This window comes from Campylobacter novaezeelandiae, from assembly GCF_018968685.1.
GTDB lineage: Bacteria > Campylobacterota > Campylobacteria > Campylobacterales > Campylobacteraceae > Campylobacter_D > Campylobacter_D novaezeelandiae.
Genome location: NZ_CP076657.1, coordinates 1,231,513 through 1,252,006, shown reverse-complemented (window position 1 = coordinate 1,252,006; position 20,494 = coordinate 1,231,513). Strand labels below are relative to the sequence as shown.

Annotated in this window: 19 protein-coding genes; 12 read left to right on the top strand and 7 right to left on the bottom strand. The window is 27.9% G+C overall.

Translation table 11 applies throughout. The annotated features are described in order from the left end of the window. Positions 1 to 95: 95 nt before the first annotated feature. From CNZW441b_RS06350 to CNZW441b_RS06340, 3 genes are all read left to right on the top strand, one after another. A complete protein-coding gene (locus tag CNZW441b_RS06350) occupies positions 96 to 269 on the top strand; it encodes a hypothetical protein (RefSeq protein ID WP_166683081.1) in 174 nt (57 codons plus the stop codon). 188 nt (positions 270 to 457) lie between these two features. Then, a complete protein-coding gene (locus CNZW441b_RS06345; RefSeq protein WP_216681324.1) occupies positions 458 to 1,228 on the top strand; it encodes a formyltransferase family protein in 771 nt (256 codons plus the stop codon). 676 nt (positions 1,229 to 1,904) lie between these two features. Then, on the top strand, positions 1,905 to 2,132 hold the full coding sequence (locus CNZW441b_RS06340) for a phosphopantetheine-binding protein (RefSeq protein ID WP_216681323.1): 228 nt from the start codon (positions 1,905 to 1,907) through the stop codon (positions 2,130 to 2,132). Here the strand turns inward: CNZW441b_RS06340 and CNZW441b_RS06335 are convergent. Next, complete coding sequence (locus CNZW441b_RS06335) at positions 2,129 to 3,193, bottom strand: acyl carrier protein (protein ID WP_131186715.1); 1,065 nt, start codon at positions 3,191 to 3,193, stop codon at positions 2,129 to 2,131. The genes CNZW441b_RS06340 and CNZW441b_RS06335 overlap by 4 nt on opposite strands. A gap of 240 nt (positions 3,194 to 3,433) precedes the next feature. Here CNZW441b_RS06335 and CNZW441b_RS06330 point away from each other — a divergent pair, with 240 nt between their 5' ends. Continuing rightward, complete coding sequence (locus CNZW441b_RS06330; RefSeq protein ID WP_216681322.1) at positions 3,434 to 4,180, top strand: AAC(3) family N-acetyltransferase; 747 nt, start codon at positions 3,434 to 3,436, stop codon at positions 4,178 to 4,180. Here the strand turns inward: CNZW441b_RS06330 and CNZW441b_RS06325 are convergent. Genes CNZW441b_RS06325 through dcd form a run of 5 tightly spaced genes read right to left on the bottom strand, consistent with a single transcriptional unit; the run spans position 4,155 to position 9,330 of the window. Continuing rightward, positions 4,155 to 5,513: a DUF4910 domain-containing protein gene (locus CNZW441b_RS06325; RefSeq protein ID WP_216681321.1), complete on the bottom strand. Its 1,359-nt coding sequence runs from the start codon at positions 5,511 to 5,513 to the stop codon at positions 4,155 to 4,157. The two genes, CNZW441b_RS06330 and CNZW441b_RS06325, sit on opposite strands and share 26 nt — an antisense overlap. Beyond that, positions 5,506 to 6,636: a UDP-4-amino-4,6-dideoxy-N-acetyl-beta-L-altrosamine transaminase gene (pseC, locus tag CNZW441b_RS06320; RefSeq protein WP_216681320.1), complete on the bottom strand. Its 1,131-nt coding sequence runs from the start codon at positions 6,634 to 6,636 to the stop codon at positions 5,506 to 5,508. Before pseC ends, CNZW441b_RS06325 begins: the two co-directional genes overlap by 8 nt. Then, entirely contained in the window at positions 6,636 to 7,640 is a 1,005-nt protein-coding gene (pseB, locus tag CNZW441b_RS06315; protein WP_131186713.1) for a UDP-N-acetylglucosamine 4,6-dehydratase (inverting), read from the bottom strand. Before pseB ends, pseC begins: the two co-directional genes overlap by 1 nt. A 58-nt stretch (positions 7,641 to 7,698) precedes the next feature. Further along, positions 7,699 to 8,760, bottom strand: a complete 1,062-nt coding sequence (locus CNZW441b_RS06310) for an SLAC1 family transporter (protein ID WP_216681319.1) — start codon at positions 8,758 to 8,760, stop codon at positions 7,699 to 7,701. Positions 8,761 to 8,769: 9 nt separating this feature from the next. Further along, the gene (gene dcd, locus CNZW441b_RS06305; RefSeq protein ID WP_131186711.1) at positions 8,770 to 9,330 is read right to left on the bottom strand and encodes a dCTP deaminase; all 561 of its coding nucleotides are present in this window, start codon (positions 9,328 to 9,330) and stop codon (positions 8,770 to 8,772) included. 161 nt (positions 9,331 to 9,491) lie between these two features. Here dcd and accB point away from each other — a divergent pair, with 161 nt between their 5' ends. The 3 genes from accB to CNZW441b_RS06290 are packed head-to-tail and all read left to right on the top strand — an operon-like array spanning position 9,492 to position 11,982. Further along, positions 9,492 to 9,947, top strand: a complete 456-nt coding sequence (gene accB, locus CNZW441b_RS06300; RefSeq protein WP_131186710.1) for an acetyl-CoA carboxylase biotin carboxyl carrier protein — start codon at positions 9,492 to 9,494, stop codon at positions 9,945 to 9,947. After that, positions 9,947 to 11,278 (top strand): acetyl-CoA carboxylase biotin carboxylase subunit, encoded by a 1,332-nt coding sequence (locus CNZW441b_RS06295; protein WP_216681318.1) that lies wholly within the window; start codon positions 9,947 to 9,949, stop codon positions 11,276 to 11,278. Before accB ends, CNZW441b_RS06295 begins: the two co-directional genes overlap by 1 nt. A gap of 26 nt (positions 11,279 to 11,304) precedes the next feature. Further along, positions 11,305 to 11,982: a type 1 glutamine amidotransferase domain-containing protein gene (locus CNZW441b_RS06290; protein WP_216681317.1), complete on the top strand. Its 678-nt coding sequence runs from the start codon at positions 11,305 to 11,307 to the stop codon at positions 11,980 to 11,982. Positions 11,983 to 12,007: 25 nt separating this feature from the next. Here CNZW441b_RS06290 and CNZW441b_RS06285 read toward each other — a convergent pair whose 3' ends face one another. Next, positions 12,008 to 12,823, bottom strand: a complete 816-nt coding sequence (locus CNZW441b_RS06285; protein WP_131186707.1) for a peptidylprolyl isomerase — start codon at positions 12,821 to 12,823, stop codon at positions 12,008 to 12,010. Between the two features lie 66 nt (positions 12,824 to 12,889). Here CNZW441b_RS06285 and gltX point away from each other — a divergent pair, with 66 nt between their 5' ends. The 5 genes from gltX to CNZW441b_RS06260 all read left to right on the top strand — a co-directional run bounded on the left by gltX (position 12,890) and on the right by CNZW441b_RS06260 (position 20,212). Further along, a complete protein-coding gene (gltX, locus tag CNZW441b_RS06280; protein ID WP_216681316.1) occupies positions 12,890 to 14,278 on the top strand; it encodes a glutamate--tRNA ligase in 1,389 nt (462 codons plus the stop codon). Beyond that, positions 14,278 to 15,513 carry a malic enzyme-like NAD(P)-binding protein gene (locus CNZW441b_RS06275; protein ID WP_131186705.1) on the top strand — a complete coding sequence of 412 codons (1,236 nt, stop codon included), beginning with the start codon at positions 14,278 to 14,280 and terminating at the stop codon, positions 15,511 to 15,513. Before gltX ends, CNZW441b_RS06275 begins: the two co-directional genes overlap by 1 nt. Continuing rightward, positions 15,510 to 16,139 (top strand): uracil phosphoribosyltransferase, encoded by a 630-nt coding sequence (gene upp, locus CNZW441b_RS06270; protein WP_216681315.1) that lies wholly within the window; start codon positions 15,510 to 15,512, stop codon positions 16,137 to 16,139. Before CNZW441b_RS06275 ends, upp begins: the two co-directional genes overlap by 4 nt. A gap of 4 nt (positions 16,140 to 16,143) precedes the next feature. Further along, positions 16,144 to 16,806: an MqnA/MqnD/SBP family protein gene (locus CNZW441b_RS06265; protein ID WP_216681314.1), complete on the top strand. Its 663-nt coding sequence runs from the start codon at positions 16,144 to 16,146 to the stop codon at positions 16,804 to 16,806. 322 nt (positions 16,807 to 17,128) lie between these two features. Next, complete coding sequence (locus CNZW441b_RS06260; protein WP_425331625.1) at positions 17,129 to 20,212, top strand: autotransporter outer membrane beta-barrel domain-containing protein; 3,084 nt, start codon at positions 17,129 to 17,131, stop codon at positions 20,210 to 20,212. Positions 20,213 to 20,494: the final 282 nt, after the last annotated feature.

Here is a 20,494-nt window from a genome sequence, read left to right as displayed (position 1 = left end):
TCAAAATACCAATACTTTTTAGAGCAAATCATTTTAAAATTCATCAAAATTTTTCCCAAATGAGTTTAAAGGCAAAAAACTTAACCCCTCCCTAATTGGGTGATGAAGAAGAACTTTTTAAATTTTTTAGTGAATTTTTTGATGCTAATTATCTTTTTATCTATAATAAAGAATTAAATAAATACATTGATAATATCTTAGTTTATAAAGAAAATCATAAGATTAAAGATGCTTTATTATATACGCATTTTTTAAATCAGCTTTTTTAGAATTTATTGCTATAAAATCAAATTTAGTCCACAAAAATGTTTCTTTTGCTCTACTTAATCATTATTTTTTAAATAATTTAAACTATAATATTTTTAGACTTTTTGTAGATTGCAATAATGATTAAATTTTATCAAAGAGTTGGATTTTAATTTAATGATATTAAGCTTATGTATTATAGGAATTTTTAATGAAATATGAAAATATTTTTATTATAGGTGAGGGAAAAGTAGCAAAAGAATGCCAAAAAATAGCTGAGCTTTTCTTTAATCAAGAGGTTAGATTGGTAATTTTTAAAGAAACGAGTTTTTTAGATAGTTTTTTTAATTCTTTAAAAAAATCTTTAATTATTAGTGCGAATAATTTTTATATTTTTAAGCCATTGTGTGTAGAAAATAATACTATTATTAATTATCACAATTCTTTACTTCCTTATTATAGAGGAGTTAATGCTCATGTTTGGGCGATTTATAAAGAAGAGTTAAAAACAGGTATTACTTGGCATAAAGTAGATAAAAATATAGATACAGGAGATATTTTAATACAAGAAGAAATTGAACTTGATAAAAAAATCACAGCTCTTAATTTATTAAGAGTTCAGCACAATCTTGCTATTAATGTTTTTAAAAAGGCCTTAGAAAATTTAAAAAATAAAAATTATAAAAAACAAGATGAATGTTTAACGGGGGGGGGGATTTACTTAAAGAAAGATTTGCCCAATGGAGGTTTTTTGGAGCTTTCTTGGGAAAAATCAAAAATCGATTGTTTTTTAAGAGCTATGGATTGTGGTATATTAAGTAATATTCCTAAAGCAAAAATCAAACTTTTTAATCAAAATTTAAATATTTTATTTTATGAATATAATAAAGATAGTTTAAAGCTTCATTTAGAACAAGATATAGTATTAAGTGTTGTAAATTTTAGTATATTGACTTTATTATTTAAATGCATAGAATGGTAATAAAATATAATATTGTTAAGAAATAGTCAAAACTAATTGACTGTAATTTTTAAAAAGTTTTATTTTATTAAAAATATAAAATAATTTTTTAAATTTTTATTATCTTTTTTATGAGAAATTTATGCAAATTCTAAAAATTTTAGTAAGTTAATACAAAGATGGAAATGTATAAAATAAGCTCAAAAAATAAAGTTTTTTGCAAAAATTAGTGAAAAATATTAAAAATTATCATTTTGTAAATTGCTTATTTTTTGTTGTAATATTAAGAAAATATCAGTATAAACTATTTAAAATTAAGAATTTTAAGATATGGTAAATTTATATAATTAAATTCCAATTTACCATTGTTTTGAAATAAGAATTATAATTTTATAGATATCTTAAATTTAGTTGATTAATATATGGTTTATAAAGTTTTAAGATATTAAAATTTTAGTATTCTCTTGAGAATAAAACCCTTATTTGTTATAGATTTTTAGGAAAATTTAGTTAATTTTAAACTTGTGATAAATAAAACTATAAAATGATTTTTTTAATTAAAAGTCAAAAGCATAATATTTTTTTATAAAAATTGAATTTTATTTTTACTTTAAATAAATATAAACGTATTTATTTTTTAAAATCTTAATATTTATATAAATTAAGTATAATACAAAATTAATTTTAAGGAGTAAAAATGCAAATAATTAAGCAATTTTTTCTTAGTATAGAAAGAACAGACATTGATGAAAATACAGAGAATTTAATTAGTGATGATCTTATAGATAGTATAGATATTATGGCTTTAGTGGCAGAAATTGAAAAATACTATGGAAAACCACTCGATGCAAGTTTTATTAAACCTGAAAATTTTGAAAATTTTAAAGCAATCAAAAATATGCTTGAAATTGCAATGAAAAATTAATTTTTATTGCAATTTTTCAAGTTCTGAATAATAATATTTTTTGAGACAATTACTTCTGCAAAAAAGTCTACAATTTTATCCCAATCTTCTTCTTTAGTGTCTTTTAAAGTGGCATTTTCTTTATAATCATCCCAATTTATAGGGGTAAATAAACTTTTTTTATGAGGAAAATATTTAGCTCTTACCCATTCATTGGAGCTAGCAAAATAATCAACATAAGCTTTGGCAAGTTCTTTTTGAACTTTAAATTTAAGTCTTGGCTCTTTTGTACCTTCAAAGTGTTTTCTAGAAATGCTTAAAAGAGAATTAAAATTTTGTCCATTTAAGTCTTTTTCATTTAATCTTTTTTGAATTTCCATACCCAAAAGATTAAAACTTTCGTTTCTTTTTTGTTCTAAATCAAAAGTTTCGTCCCATTTAATGCCTAAATGATAAGTAAAATCCTTAAGCAAAGTTCCTCCAACGTAATCTTCTCTTAATAATCTTACAATTAAACTATTTTCTCCAAAAACTTCAGTATAATTTTCACAAATCCATTTATAATCAAAAATATATTTTCTAGGATGATCTTGTGGCTTAAAATCACCTGAATAATAGCCCAAATTGTTTTTCAAATCTTGAGAGCAATGAGAATTTAAATAATCTAAAGTATCTCTAAAATAAACCATAAGTTTGATTTCACTAAATCCTAAAGCCTTTAAAATCGCATGTAAAATTTCTATATGTCTTTTTGAAGAAAATTCCCAAACACACCCTTCAACAGAAAAAATAAAAGTTTTATCTTTGTGAAGTTCTTTTTCTTTTTTAAAATCTTCTATAGTTTGTAAAAGACGAGGATTTTTTAAAGCTTTTAATACTTGCTGGGGGGAGGTAAGGCTTAAATTTTTATCTTCAATTAATTCTAAAACCATATCTACTAAAGCCCAATGTCTATTGGCCACTCTTAGACTTTTTGGATACAAAAATCCTTGGTTTAAAAGTTTGTTAAAATTTTTTGCTAAAAAACCTTGCTTTTCTTGATTTCCTGTATTAGTTGTTCCTATATGTAAAAAAGCTTTCAAATTTTCTCCTTTTTAACATTATATTTTTTGTTTAATTATATCTAAAAAAATACATAATTTTAAAAATTAATATAAGGTTTTATTGCTAGCGTGAGTAAAAATAAGTTAAGTTTTATGGCGATGATAAATTTCTTTAAAGAATGAAATAAATCTTATGGTATGAGTTTAATTTATCAATATGTCAAAACTATTATATAATATTCTTTATTTAAAATAAACTTAATTTTTAAGGTTGTATTAATGATAGAAGATTTTTTTAAGAAATTTGATATAAGAGAAAAGGATTATATATTATTTACAGGAAATTTAACACGTTTGCTTTATAAGCTAAAGGGTAATGCAAGAGAAAATTTAAATATTTTTCTTGATATTTTTTTAAAACAGACTAGGGGGGGGGGATTAGCAATACAAAGCTTTAATTGGGACTTTTGTAAAGGCTTAAGCTATGATATTTTAAATTCAAAATCACAAACAGGGGCTTTGGCAAATATAGCTTTAAAAAGAGCAGAATTTAAACGCACAAAACATCCTATTTATTCTTTTATGGTTGCAAATAATTTTCAAAAAGATTTAATTAAGCTTGATAATAAGGGAGCTTTTGATGAAAACTCTCCTTTTGATTTTTTTTATAAAAATAAAGCTAAGATGATTATTGTTGATTTGCCCTTGCAGGATTCTTTTACTTTTGTTCATTATGTAGAACAATGTTTTAAAGTTAGTTATAGATATAATAAAAGTTTTACATCTTTTTATATTGATGAAAAAGGTTACAAAGAACTTAAAACATATGATATGTTTGTAAGAGCCAATAATGTTTTAACTTATATTTATCCCTTAGAAGAGCTTTTTTTAGAAAAAAGTGTTATGAAAGTAGTTTTTTTTGATGAAATTTGTATCAAGATCATCAATCTTGAAAAAGCTTATGAAGTGATATCTAAAGATATCAAGCAAAATCAAGGACTTAGTTTACACATTCTAAAAGCTTAAATTCTAAAAGTTTTTGCACTAAGTCTTTAAGTTCATAGCCTTGTAAATTTAAGATTTCTGCTATATCTAAAATATCTTTTTTTCCATCAAGAAAAGCTAGAAAATTACAGGCAAGAGGGATATCATTGATAGAACTTAAAGTGTGATAAAGACCTCTTTTTCCAAGATTTGGTTCGCAAAAAGTAGTATTTTTATAAATAGCATTATTTTCCAAATTTAAAATGATTTCTTGCATAGCCTTAAGTCCTCCCAATAAACCTTTAGGGCTTATAAAATCAAGATCATCTTTTGAAGTATGATAAAATTTATAATCCCCATATCTTGTGCGACAAATTCCAACAATCCCTAAATTTACTAAAGGAGAATTGTATTGTCTTTCATCAGAACCTCTCTTTAAAAAGCTAAATTCTTTAAAATTAGTTTTATTTTTTAAGGTATGTAATGCAACTTTATCTGAAAGAGTATTTGCATTTGGGGTATGAATAAGTGAATAAGAAAGATCATCTCCTACGCACGAAAGGACAAATCCAGCCTTTACATTTTTTTGTAAAGCTTTTAAATTTTTATTGATATAAGTTATACTTCCTATAGTTTCAGGCACGATAACAAAGCGGTAATTATATTTTCTTTCTTTAAGATTTAAAAGCCATTTGATTAAAAATAGAGCCACCACAGGCCCACTTAGCTCGTTATTTGCCATAGAAGGATGACAAAGATAGGTAGAGATTAAAATTTCATCTTTTATTTTTTTCGTACTAGGGATAATAAAATCTGCATAATTTAAAACCCCATTTTCATCATGCTTTGAATCAATAAAAACTCTATATGTTCCTTTTTTTAACTCTTTTCTTTCATTATGAGTAATGCAAAATCCCCATCTTTTTTTATAATAACTCGTAACATAAGGAATAGCATCAGGAATATCTTCTAAAGAGTATAAATGATTTTGCAATTCTTCAAGATCTAGTTTTTTATCAACTGCTATGCTATAGTTTAAAACATGTAGATTATTTTTTTTAAAATCACAAATTTTTTTACCGTTTGGATCTATTATGAAAGCATCTTTGATATGCCATTCAGGTGGAATGACCCAATCATATACTTTTGTTCCACTTTTAATGGAATAAATCTCAAATCCCCCCCCCCCAGCTAGTTGTTGTAATTTATTTGGCTGTATAAAGTTTTTTGTAAGTTCATAGTTTAGAATTTTTAAACTTGTTCTAAAACCTTTTCCAATGATACTTCTACAAATTGGAAAAAGCTTTTTAGCCAGATTATACATTAAGATACCATTTTGTATAAAATTTTTATGTCTAAAGTCAAATTTATTCACAATAAGCCTTTTTTACTTGTTCTAAAATTTCAAATAAGTTTTCTTTTACAAATTTTGCATCTTCTAAACTCATTTCTTGATGACAAGGAATACTAAGTTCAGCTCTATAAAAATGATCAGCATTTTCTAATCTTATATTTCCCATTAAATTTTTATAAAAACTAAATTCATAAGTGGGTTTATAGTGCACTTGAACTCCTATTTTTCTATCAATTAAAGCTTTAAAAATTTCTTCTTTTTTACAGTGAAATTCTGGAAAAAGTAAAATAGGGTATAAATGCCTTGAACTTTTTTTATAATCTTTAATTTTTATAGTAGAAAAATAAGGATTGTTTTTAAATTCTTCATCATAAAACCTAGCAATTTTCTCTCTTTTTTCTAAATTGATATCAAGTTTTTTAAGTTGATTAATCCCTAAAGCACAAGCAACATCGCTTAAGCGATAATTATATCCAAGCTCATACATATCACTATCCCAAAGTCTTTTTTTCTCTATCCCATGAGATCTTAAAAGTTTTGCCTGTTTAATAAAATCTTCATTATTGCTAAGTAAAGCTCCGCCCTCAAAAGTAGTTATAGGTTTTACAGGATGAAAGGAAAATACATTTAAATCTGCCATTGATCCTACTTTTTTATCTTTATAATTTGCCCCTAGAGCGTGGCTTGCATCATCGATTAAGGGAATATTATATTTTTTAGAAAGATATAAAATTTCATCCATCTCAACGCTATTGCCCCCAAAATCAACCACGCAAATAGCTCCTATATTTTTACTATCTTTTTTTAATCTAGCTTCTAATTTATTCTCATCAATATTTCCATCACTTTTAATATCTATAAATTCAACCTTTGCTCCTACCATTAAAGCTGTATTTGAAGTAGCTGCGAAAGTTAAAGGGGTGCTAAGAACGATTTTGTCTTTAAGGTTTAAAATTTTATAGGCAAGATGAAGGGCTGAAGTAGCTGAATTTAATACACAAGCATATTTTACTCCTACATATTCGCAAAGACTTTTTTCAAATTCTTCTACTTTTTTACCCCCTGTTAAAATTTCATCTTTTAAAGCTTTTAAAACAACTTCTATATCACTTTGATCGATGTTTTGATGAGAATAAGTTAGCATTAAAACTCCTCAGTATGACTTATTATATTTAAAAGTTCTTTTTCGCTTACCCAATTTGGATTATTATCAGAACTATAAGAAAAACCATCTTTTACTTTTTTACCTTTTTGATTTAACGCATTTATACTAAAATCATTATGAGTATTAGTAAATTTAATACTAGGACTAATAGCATAATAATCATCAAATTCATAAGTTAAATGACTATCATCACTTGAGATCATTATCTCATGAAGTTTTTCTCCAGCTCTTATGCCGATAATTTTATGTTTTAAATTCGGAGCTAAGGCATGGGCAAGATCAGTGATTTTCATTGATGGAATTTTAGGGATAAAAATTTCTCCTCCGTGCATTTTTTCAAAATTACTAAGTACAAATTTAACTCCATCTTCTAAAGAAATCCAAAATCTTGTCATTCTAGTATCTGTGATAGGAAGTTCTTTAGCACCTTCTTTGATTAATTTTTTGAAAAATGGCACAACAGAACCTCTTGAACCTACCACATTTCCATATCTTGCAACGCTAAATCTTGTTTGATTATTTCCGGCTATATTATTTGCTGCTACAAAAAGTTTATCACTAGCTAGTTTGGTTGCTCCGTATAAATTTACAGGATTACAAGCTTTATCAGTTGAAAGCGCTATACACTTTTCAACTTGATTTTCAAAACACGCATCAATAACATTTTGGGCTCCGTGTATATTGGTTTTGATGCATTCCATAGGATTATACTCAGCCACAGGAACATGCTTCATTGCAGCTGCGTGGATTACAAAATCTACACCTCTCATAGCAGTGCTAAGTCTTTCTTTATCGCGAACATCTCCTATAAAATATCTCATACAAGAGTCATTAAAAATATTTGCCATTTCAAATTGTTTTAATTCATCTCTTGAATAAATAATAATTTTATTAGGTTTGTAATTTTGTAATAAAATTTTGGTATAGGTTTTGCCAAAGCTGCCAGTTCCACCTGTAATAAGGATATTTTTACCATTGAACATAAAATTTCCTTTTATTTTTTTAAAAAATATTTAGCAAAAGCTGTTCCATTGTTTTATTTTAACTTAAATTTTCAATTTCTTTTGAAAAAATTCCTTTACTCGTTCTTAAAATAAGCCATAAAAAAACTAAAGTTGTAAAAATTAAAAATCCAAAAGCTAGGATAATAAAAATTCCATAAAGACTATTAAAATTAATTGTATTTATATTTTTTAAAGAATTAGCAATAATCTTTAAGTAGCTAATATTTAAAGTTGCCAGTGGAAAACTTATAGCCCACCAAGTGATTTTAAAAGGACAACACTTATAAGCTTTAAAAATTTGAGGCAAAAGCGATAAAAATAAAAATCCTCCTATTAAAAATAATATTATTGCAAAATCATCAATATTGAAAATAGTTGTATAGGTACTAAATCCAACGCTAAAAGGAGCTATTAAAATCAAAAGTGTTGGAGCAAGTTTATCGGGGAGTTTTTGAAAAAAAATAATTCTAGCTAAGATCAAGGGGATTAAGATCAAAGCAAAAAGAAGACCCGTTCCAATACAAAGCATTGTTAAATATTTAAAAATATATAAATTTGTATTAAAAATATAAGGCAAAGCTAAAGGAATATCCAATAAACCAACTACAGGGATAATCCAAGCTGGAGTGATATGGATAAGTTCATGTTTATGATAAAGCCAAGTATTTATAATATACAAGCTAAAACCAAACATTAGTATCACCCCAAATGTCCATAAGATTAAACCAAAAGTTTTGATTATATTGCTTTCATAATGAAAAGTTTGTAAAAGTATTGATAATATCATAGGTAAAAGCAAACAAGAGATACAAAAAGTTCCAAAAAAAACTTTGGTGATTGGGTTGTGAAATTCACTTTTTATATTTTCAAAATTCATTATGCTTTTAAAAATAAAAATAAAAAATAAGAAAATAAAAACCAATAAAGCCAAAAGTGCAAAAAAAGTATAAAAAATTTGACTTATTTTAACAAGAGTATCATTAAGATGTGCAAAATAAATGATTTTATATGCTAAAAACCAAGCTAAGGAAATAGCACTAAGCCCCATAACAGCCCCAAAAAATGAAATTGGCAAGGAAAAGTATCTTTTAATATTCATTAATACCCCTTATTTTAAAATTCTTGGTAAGGTTATACCTGTTTGAGCTTGATATTTTCCTTTTTTATCTTTATAGGTTGTATCACAGTATTCATCGCCTTGAAAGAATAATACTTGTGCTATACCTTCATTGGCATAAATTTTAGCTGGAAGTGGGGTAGTATTTGAAATTTCAATAGTTATATGCCCTTCAAACCCAGGTTCAAATGGAGTAACATTGACTATTATTCCACATCTTGCATAAGTGCTTTTTCCAAGACATATAGCCAAAACATTATCAGGCATTTTAAAATACTCAATTGTTCTTGCTAATGCAAAAGAATTTGCAGGAACTATACATACATCTCCTATAAAATCAACCACATTTTCTTCTACAAAATTTTTTGGATCAACAACAGTAGAATTAACATTGGTAAAGATTTTAAATTCACGACCTACACGTATATCATAACCATAACTTGAGAGCCCATAACTAACAACTCCTTTTCCTATATTTGCTTCACAAAATGGAGAAATCATTTCATTTTCTTTTGCCATTTTTCTAATCCAATTATCAGCTTTTAAGCCCATTTTATACCTTTATATTTATTAATTTTGATTATTATACCTTAGTATATTTTGGTTTAATTAAGATATTTGGTATTTTAATTAAAATACTTTAATATTAAATTTTTGTAAGTTTTTATATAATGCCAAATTTAAGTTCTTGATTAAAGAATAGGAGAAAAATTATGACAAAAGAGGAAATTAAAGATTTAGTAAATTTATTTGCTGAAACCAATATCACTAAAATAAAAATTAAAGAACAAGATGGTTTTGAAATTGAACTTCAAAGAGATATATGTTGTGATATTCCAGCTCCTGTATGTCCTACAACACCAGCTCCACAACCAATTAATGTTAATGTCGTTAATGAGGCTAAGCCAAGTGTAAGTTCAAAATCAGATAGTTTAACTATCAATAGTCCTATGGTAGGAACTTATTATCAAGCCCCAAGCCCAGGAGCTAATCCTTTTGTAAAAGTTGGAACAAGCGTTAAAAAGGGCGATACAATAGCTATTATTGAGGCAATGAAAATTATGAATGAAATTGAAGCAGAATTTGATTGTCGTATTAGCGAAATCCTTGTTGCAGATGGACAACCAGTTGAATTTGGAATGCCATTATTTGCCGTGGAGAAACTTTAATGGAAATTAAAAGTATTTTAATTGCTAATCGTGGAGAAATAGCCCTAAGAGCTTTAAGAACGATTAAAGAAATGGGAAAAAGGGTAATTTGTGTATATTCTGAAGCCGATAAAGATGCACTTTATTTAAAATATGCCGATGCAAGTATTTGCATAGGAAAAGCAAGAAGTTCTGAGAGTTATCTTAATATCCCTGCTATTATAACAGCTGCTGAAATTGCTGAGGTTGATGCTATTTTTCCAGGATATGGTTTTTTAAGTGAAAATCAAAATTTTGTTGAGATTTGTGCTAAACACAATATTAAATTTATAGGTCCTTCAATCGAAGCTATGACTTTAATGAGTGATAAAAGCAAGGCCAAACAAGTAATGAAAAGAGCCAATGTGCCTGTAATTCCTGGAAGCGATGGAGCATTACAAGGTATAGAAGCGGCTAAAAAACTTGCAAATGAAATAGGCTATCCTGTTATTTTAAAAGCTGCAGCTGGTGGTGGCGGACGTGGTATGAGGGTTGTAGAAAGCGAAAAAGATTTAGAAAAAGCCTACTGGTCTGCTGAAAGTGAAGCTATGACAGCATTTGGTGATGGAACAATGTATATGGAAAAATATATACAAAATCCACGTCATATTGAAGTGCAAGTGATAGGAGATAGTTTTGGCAATGTGATCCATATAGGCGAAAGAGATTGTTCTATGCAAAGACGCCATCAAAAACTTATAGAAGAGTCCCCTGCTATACTTCTTGATGATAGCACGCGTAAAAGATTGCACGAAACAGCTATAAGGGCAGCTAAAGCTATAGGATATGAAGGGGCTGGAACTTTTGAATTTTTAGTGGATAAAAATTTGGATTTTTATTTTATTGAAATGAATACACGTTTGCAAGTGGAGCATTGTGTAAGCGAAATGGTAAGCGGTATTGATATTATTGAGCAAATGATTAAAGTAGCCGAAGGCTATGCTTTACCTTCTCAAGAAAGTATAAAATTAAAAGGACACTCTATAGAGTGTAGAATCACAGCTGAAGATTCTAAAACTTTTTTACCAAGTCCAGGAAAAATTACTAAATACATTCCCCCAGCAGGTAGAAATGTAAGAATGGAAAGTCATTGTTATCAAGATTATTCTGTGCCACCTTATTATGATTCTATGATAGGAAAACTTGTTGTATGGGCAGAGGATAGACACAGAGCGATTACTAAAATGAAAGTGGCTTTAAATGAGCTTGTGGTGCAAGGCATTAAAACAACTAAAGATTTTCATATTGCTATGATGGATAATTCCGATTTTATTAATAATAATTACGATACAAATTATCTTTCAAGGCATTAAATTTTTATTTTATTAAAGGAGAAAAAATGAAAAAAATTCTTGTTGTTATTACTAATGTAACAAAATATCCAACAACAACAAGAGCTACTGGATTATGGTTTTCTGAGGTTGTTCATTTTGTAGAGCCTTTTTATAAAAAAGGTTATGAAATTGATTATGTAAGTCCAAACGGAGGCATGATTACTAATGATCCTCATAGCCTAGAAGCTCAAAATATGAGTGAGCTTGATTGGAAGTATTATACAGATGCTAAATTTATGAATAAATTAGCACAAACTAAAAGTCCAAAAGAAATTAATGCAAAAGATTATGAAGTAATTTATTATGCAGGTGGGCATGGTGTACTTTGGGATTTTCCTGATAATGAGGAACTTCAAACAATTTCAAAAGAAATTTATGAAAATGGTGGGGTTGTTTCTGGGGTTTGTCATGGAGTGGTAGGATTATTAAATATTAAATTAAGCAATGGTGAATATTTAATTAAAGATAAAAAAGTAACAGGCTTTTCAAATGAAGAAGAACAACAAGCAGGTCTTAGTCCATTTGTACCTTTCTTGCCTGAAGATGCCATGAAAGAAAGAGAAGCGCATTATGTTAAAGGAGCTAATTGGAGTGCCTTTGCTGTAAGTGATGAAAGAGTTGTTACTGGGCAAAATCCTGCTTCAGGACTTGAAGTAGCTAAAAAAGTTCTTGAAATAATTTAAATCAACTATAAGATAAATTTTTTATTTATCTTATATACTCTATATTGGCTTTTGAACGTAATTTTTCAAAATAATCTTGTATGAAATTTTGTTTTTGTTTATTGATATAAGCGTTTAAAACTTCATTTTTAACTTCATCAAAATCAGGAGTTTGTTCTCCTCTTTTATCCTTAACTTCGTAAAGTTCATAGCCATTTTTTGAATTTAAAACAGGAGAAAAGTCATTGATATTAACCTGTGATAAAAGAACCAATAAACGCGGATCAGTATTATTTAAATTTAAATGAGCTTGTTTTCTTTTAAAAAGAATTTTATGAGATTTTTTAATATCTTCTAAAATTTTTGGATCATTTGAATTATAAATATTTACATCAATCTCGCTAAAAATCGAAAAATCACTCTTATTTGTTTCAAAAAATTTCTTTGCCCCTTCTTCGCTATAGTCTATTTTACTCATTGTTAAAATTTGTTCATAAAGTTTTCTTTTTTCCAAATCTTTTTTAAAATCTTGTTTAAAAGTTTCAAAATTTTGATTTTTATTTTTTAATTCTTTTTTAAATTGCTCAAGACTTAGATGATTTTGCGCTAGCATTTTATCAATGCTATTTTCAAGATCGATTTCATTGATAGTAATACCAAATTTTTTGATTTGGGCCTGTTCGATTTTTTCATTGACTAAGATGATTAAAGCTTGATTTCTAGGGATATTTAATTTTTTCATAGTTTGTTCTATTTCATAAAGTGTAATGGGCTCTTTATCTACTATAATAGAAATTGCATTGATAACATTAGCATATAAAATATTTGATAAAAAAACACAAGTTAATAAAATTTTTTTCATAATCAAACCTTTATTTAAGTTGAAATATCGCATTATAACAATAAAAATTTAAGAAAAGGCAAAAAAATGCAAGAAAATATTATAACGCGTTTTGCTCCTTCTCCTACTGGTTATTTGCATATTGGAGGCTTAAGAACAGCATTATACAATTATTTATATGCAAGAAAAAATAAAGGAAAATTTTTATTGCGTATCGAAGATACAGATTTAAAAAGAAATTCTAAAGAGGCTACTAAGGCTATTATTGAGGCTTTTAAATGGTGCAAATTAGATTATGATGGCGAGATTATTTATCAATCAGAACGTTTTGATATTTATAAACAATACATTCAAAAGCTTTTAAACGAGGGTAAAGCTTATTATTGTTATATGAGCAAAGAAGAACTTGAAGAGTTACGTTTAAAGCAAGAAAAAGCTAAAGAGCGTCCAAGATACGATGGAAGATATAGAGATTTTAAAGGCACTCCACCAAAAGGCATAGAACCTGTTGTGCGTATTAAAGCACCACTTAGTGGAGAAATAGTTTTTAACGATGGTATAAAAGGCGAAGTTAAATTTAAAGTTGAAGATATTTTAGATGATTTTATCATAGCAAGAAGCGATGGAACTCCAACTTACAATTTTACTGTTGTGATAGATGATGCGCTAATGGGAGTAAATAATGTCATAAGAGGCGATGATCATCTTTCTAACACTCCTAAACAAATCATTCTTTATGAAGCTTTAAATTTTAAAATACCTAAATTTTTTCATGTTGCAATGATACATGGAGAAGATGGCAAAAAGCTTTCTAAAAGACATGGAGCAACAGATGTAATGGAATACAAATCCATGGGCATACTCCCTCAAGCCTTGCTTAATTTTTTAGTGCGTTTAGGCTGGGGCCATAAAGATGATGAAATTTTTTCTATAGAAGAATTAAAAGAGCTCTTTGATCCTTACCATATAAGCAAAAGTGCATCTTCATATAGTTTTAAAAAATTAGAATGGCTTAATACCCATTACATTAAAACTTTATCTTATGATGAGCTTAATTTCGAGCTTAAATCTTTAGATTTTGATTTTGATGATATCAATAAAGGGAATTTTTTACTCAATTTATTAAGAGAAAGGGCAAAAAATTTATTTGATATTATAAATGGTGCAAAAAGTATTATAGAATTACCAAAAGATTATGATAAGGTTGCAGTGCAAAAATTTATTACTGAAAAGAATTTAGAATTTTTAGCTAAGTTTTGTGAAGAATTAAAAGATCAAAATAACGCTAAAGATTTTGAAGAATTTACTAATGAATTTTTACAAAAATATGAGTTAAAATTAAAAGATTTAGCGCAGCCATTACGCATAGCTTTAACTGGAAATGCGGTGAGCCCTAGTATATTTGAGGTATTAGAGTTTTTAGGAGTAAATGAATGTAAAAAAAGAATCAAAGCATTCTTAGAAAAGAGGAAATAATGTATATAAAAGAAGATGCCTTAAACTATCATTTAGGCGGAAAGATTAGTGTTGAACCAACTAAAAATATGGATTCAAGTAGTGATTTATCCTTAGCATATAGCCCAGGTGTTGCAGAACCGTGCTTAGAGATTGCAAAAAATGAAGACTTAGCCTACACTTACACCACTAAGGCAAATTTAGTGGCTATTGTAAGTGATGGATCTGCGGTATTAGGACTTGGAAATATAGGCCCTAGTGCAAGCAAACCTGTTATGGAAGGAAAGGCTTGTTTATTTAAAAAATTTGCAAATGTAAACGCTTTTGATCTTGAGATCAATGCACACAGCATTGAAGAAATCGTTACTTTTTGTAAATTTCTAGCTCCAAGTGTCGGAGGGATAAATTTAGAAGATATAGCAGCACCTAAGTGTTTTGAAATCGAAGCTGCTTTGCAAGATTTAGGCATTCCTGTTATGCATGATGATCAGCACGGAACCGCTATCATCTCAACCGCAGGTCTTATGAATGCCATGGAGCTTAGCGGAAAAAAATTTAAAGATATTAAAGTAGTTATTAGTGGTGCTGGAGCAGCAGGGGTTGCAAGTGCTAGAATGTATAGAAACTTAGGTGTTGAAAATATCATTTTAGTTGATAGCAAAGGCGTGATAAACAAAGAAAGAAAAGATCTAAATTCTTATAAGCTTGAATTTGTATCAGATACAAAGGACAAAACTTTAAAAGAAGCCTTAAAAGGTGCTGATGTTTTTTTAGGCTTATCAGCGCCTAAGATCTTAGATGATGAAATGATTTTATCAATGGCCAAAGATCCTGTAATCTTTGCTTTGGCAAATCCTGTTCCTGAAGTAATGCCAGAAGATGTTATAAGACTTAGAAAAGACGCTATTATAGGCACAGGAAGAAGTGATTATCCAAATCAAATCAACAATGTCCTAGGCTTTCCTTTTATCTTTAGAGGAGCCTTAGATGTAAGAGCTACTAAAATAACTGAAAATATGAAAATAGCAGCGGCCAAAGCCTTAGCGGATTTAGCTAAATTGCCTGTAAGTAATGAAGTTAAAAAAGCTTATAATCTAAGCAATTTAGAATTTGGAAGAGAATATGTGATCCCAAAGCCTTTTGATGAAAGAGTTAAGGCTATTGTAAGCACTGCTGTTGCAAGTGCTGCGGTAAAAGATAAAGTAGCTAGAATTGCAAATTTTAATGAAAAAGAATACTTTGAGAGTTTAAAATGAAAAATATTCATCAAGTCAAACACCCTTTAATAGAACATAAATTAGGAATTTTAAGGGATAAAGAAACAAAACCCTTTCAATTCCGTATGCTTATTGATGAGATTAGCACCTTTTTGCTTTTTGAGGCTACCAAAGATTTAAATTTAAAAGATAAAGAAATTTCTACCCCTATGGCAAAAACAACCGCTAAAGAACTTGATGAAAAAATTATGATTTGCCCTATCTTAAGGGCAGCCTTAGGAATGCTTGAAAGTGTTTTTAAGCTAATCCCAAATGCAAGTATTGGTTTTTTGGGTTTTCAAAGAGATGAAAAGACTTTTAAAGCCCAGTTTTATTTTCAAAAACTCCCAAAAGACGCCAAAGAGCGTTTAGCCATCATCATAGATCCTATGTTTGCGACAGGTTCGACCGCCATTGAAGCTTGTGATTTCTTAAAAGAACAAGGTATAAAAAAGATTAAATTTATCTCTATACTTGGAACTTTAGAGGGTTTTAACAATTTCAATCGTTTTCATAGTGATGTTGATGTTTTTATAGCAAGTATTGATAAGGGTTTAGATGAAAATGCTTATATTATCCCTGGTTTAGGCGATGCTGGAGATAGGGTATTTAATACTTTAGAGTAAATAAATGATTTTTGGGAAAATTGATTATATAAATTTATTGCCTTTGCATATTTATCTAAAAAAATATCCTTTACCCAATGGTTTTAAAGCTTCCATGGAATTTAAAAAAGGAGTTCCTAGTAAATTAAATCGTGATTTATTTTATAGAAGAATCGATGGGGCTATTATTTCTAGTATAGAAAGCGCAAGAAAAAAATACCAAAATTTAGATATTGGAATTTGTGCCTATAAAAAAGTTTTAAGCGTTTTAGTGCAAAAAAATACACCCAGTTTAAAAGATCCAAGCTCTGCTACTTCAAATGCCTTAGCCAAAGTTTTAAAACAAGATGGAAAAGTGATCATAGGAGATAAAGCTTTAAAGCTTTATTTAGAAGATGATACAAAATATATTGATTTATGTAGCTTATGGTATGAAAAAACAGGACTTCCTTTTGTTTTTGCAAGGTTTTCTTGCGTGAAAAAAAAAGAAATTTATAAAATAATTTTTAAAAAATTTTCTAAAAAAAATATCAAAATCCCTTATTATATACTTGAAAAATATGCCAAAAGAGTAAATTTAGATGTTAAAGATATAAAATATTATTTAGATGAAATTATTTATTATGAAATAAAAACAAAAGAAAAATTCGCTTTAAAACGTTTTATCGCCCAGTCTAAGAAAAAATAATTTTAAGCTATATATTTAAGTTTAAATTTTTATAGAAATATTAAATATATTTATACCTTAAAAATTTAAATTAATCTACTTTTAACCTCATTAATTTTTTATTTTAAAAATTATTTAATTTTGTTTTTAATAATTCAAAAATATTAAATCATATTAAAACGCTTATATGATATAAAAATAAAACAAAAATAATCAATTAAAAATTATTATTAATAAATTTTTAATTAAAAATATTTTATTATTTTAAAAAGTCTATAATTAATATTTTATTAATTTTTTATTTTCTTTTTTTAAAATTAAATAAACACAAGGAGTTTAATTAATGGGTCAGAAGAAACGTGGTTTATTTAAAAAAGAAATGAGGGGGGGGGGGATTGAAAAAAACCATTCTTGCTCATCTAAAAAACTAGTTCTTTCTTTAGTTACAATTTCTTTTTTAAGTTCTTATTCTTATGCAGATAATTCTAATGTAAAAGCTTATAGTGAAGTAAATTTAAAAAGTAGATCAGCAAGTGTTTATCAAAATACTAACACTACTATAAATCAATCTTTAAATAATACTCATACTGTAACTGGCACTGGCAATACTCTAGTTATAGAAACTGGTGGAACTATTACTATTTCTAATGCTGGACAACAAGCAGTAAACTTTCAACCAAATTCTTCAACAACTACCTTTTTAAATCAAGGAACTCTTATAGGTGGAAATAATACTTCTAGTGTTCAAGTAGGAGTAAATAGAACAGGTGGTGCTACTATAGAAACTTTTACAAATGAAGGCATCATAGGTAATGGTTCTTCTAGATATGGAGTAGTTGTTTGGGGAACAGATAGTAGCAAATCTACAATCAATAACTTTAGCAATAAAGGAACTATAAGTTCTAATAATGGTGAAGCTATTTATATTGGTAATACTGAGATTACAACTTTTAATAATAGTGGAATTATAAGTGGTAATACTGGTCATGGTATTAATATAGCTAGTGGAACAAGTATAACGAATTTTATTAATAGTGGAACTATTAAGAGTGAAACTAATAATGGGATAAATATAAATGGCTTGACTGTAGAAACTTTTAATAATGAAGGAACTATTCAAGGTGGTAACCAGCGTAATAGAGCTGGGATATATATAGCTGGTTCTACAATCACTAATTTTACTAATAATAGTTTTATAACAACTAGTGGAACAACTGAGCCAACCGGTGCAAATTCTTTACAAGCATCTTCAGGGATAAAATTACGTTCAGGTTATATAAAAACATTTACCAATACTGGAACTATTTCAGCTATAACTGGAGTAAATTTAGGAGCTTCTACTATAGATAATTTTACTAACAAAGGAACTATAGAATCAACCTCAAGCAATACTCAACTTGGTGCAGCAATAAATTTGGTATATCTTTATAGTAGTTCAGATATTAAAACTTTCACTAATGAGGGCTTAATAAAAAGTGCTCAAGCTAATGGTATAGCTATAGAAGCTGGTAATAAAATAGAAACTTTTATTAATAAAGGCACTATAGATGTTGCCAATAATGGTATGATGTTTTTTGATGCAGGTGGAACTTCGGGTAAAGCTGATATCGGTAAAATCATTATAGAAAGTAATGGTATCATTAAAGCAGGAAATGATGCAATTCATATTGATGGAAGCAAAGGTATTAAAGGTGAAGGCATTAATGTAGAAAGTGGTGGTAAATTAGAAGGTGGTAATGCAGGTATTTATATAGGAGCTAATAATAATGTAAATACAAGCATCAATGTAGCTGGAACTATCCAAGGTGGTAATGGTGGTATAATTAATACTGGAACCATAGGACAAGAAGGTGTGTCAAATCAACAACATGGTATCACTATTGAAAATGGAGGTACTATTACTTCTACAAACGGTAAAGGTATTTTAAACACAGATAATGGAATTATCTATGGTAATATTATAAATCAAAGTAATAACGATTTAACCTTAAAAAATGATTCTAGTGCTACTATTACAAGTGGTATCACAAATAATGGTAATGGAACTATCTTTATAAATAATCAAGGAACTATAAGTAAAGATGATAAAGGTCATAACTTAACCAACAATGGATCTGGTAGCATAGTCATAGAAGATTGGCTTGTAACTTCTGATAAGGATGGTAATTTAGATACTATAGTTGTAGGTGGAAATGGTGCTTCTAATGTAACCGCTGATCAAATCACTGTAGATGAGAGTGGTCTTGATCTAGATAATCTTGATCATATAAGTGATGTAATTACAGGAATCAATAATAATAATGTAAGCAACATAACAACCAATGGTAGTGGGGATATAGATTTAGTCTATGATCCTACAACAGGAAAAATCTATCAAAGATTTAACCTTAATGCTTCAATATCAGGTGCAACCTTTAGAAGCTTAATCTCTACAACTACAAGAAGATCAACCTTTATAGATAATGTTATGGGCAATTCTATGCAAAGCTTTTATTTAGGAAATTCAAGTAGAGCTCAAAGAATGGCTATGTCTGAAAAGGGTAATTTATACTCTGATGCAAGTGATTATATAAAGAGTGATTTTTCTAATGCTTCTTATGGATCTAATAAAGAACACTCCTTATTTATCCTTCCTTATGCTTCTTCACAGAATGTTGAACTTTCTTTAAATGAAGAAAGTAAAGGACATACTAAAGGAACTATCATAGGTTATTCTACCTTAAAAGATAGTGGAATATATGGTGTGTATGCAGGTTATGAAGATACAAAAATGAGTTCAACTTATTTTAATATCAACAATAGAACCTATTATGCAGGTTTAAAATACTTTAATACTTTATTTACTACAAGTAAAGGTCAAGAAGTTTATATCAAAGCTCAAGGTAAAACAGCCTTAATTAAAAATGATTTAACTAAAAGAGTAGGAACTAATGAAGCTAAAGCTGAACCTAATTCTTATGCTTATGGTATGAGTTCTGATATAGGTATGAATTTTATCTATGATAAAGATATATTCTCACCTGAAATTGGCTTAGCCTATGAAGGAGGCTATACAGAGGCTTTTTCTATGCAAGATACTATAGGTCAAGCTACTGTTAAAGGTGGAGAAAGAGTTTATGCAAACTATTTAAATCTATTCTCTACTAAAACAAGTCTTACTTGGTTTAGAGATTGGTTACCTCATTTAAAAACTTCTTTAACCCTTGGAGCTAAATTTAATATCAATCCTAGCGTAAAAGCTAAAGCTAGATTTGGTAGTATTAAAGCAACTGATGAATTTACTTTACCAAGAGTTCAAAGCTATGCAACAGGATCTTTTATCATTCCTCTTAATGAAGCTTTCTATTTTAGCTTAAATTATAATGGTATGTTTGATAGAGATGGTAATACTCATACAGGATATGCACAATTTAATTATGTATGGTAAAAACTTAAGTTACTAGTTTAATCTCCTAAACCCAAATGACTTTAGTTGTTTGGGTTTTATGTTTTTATATTTATACTTTTATTTTTTTATTTTTATTTTTTATACTTTATTTTTATACTTTATTGCTTTTATGTCTTTGTATAGTTTATAAGTTGATGTTTTTATATATCTTATATATTTATGCTTTATAACTTAATACTTATTGGATATTTTATATATAGTTAATAACTTTATACTTTTTATACTTTTTATACTTTTTATACTTTTTATGGTTTTTATGGT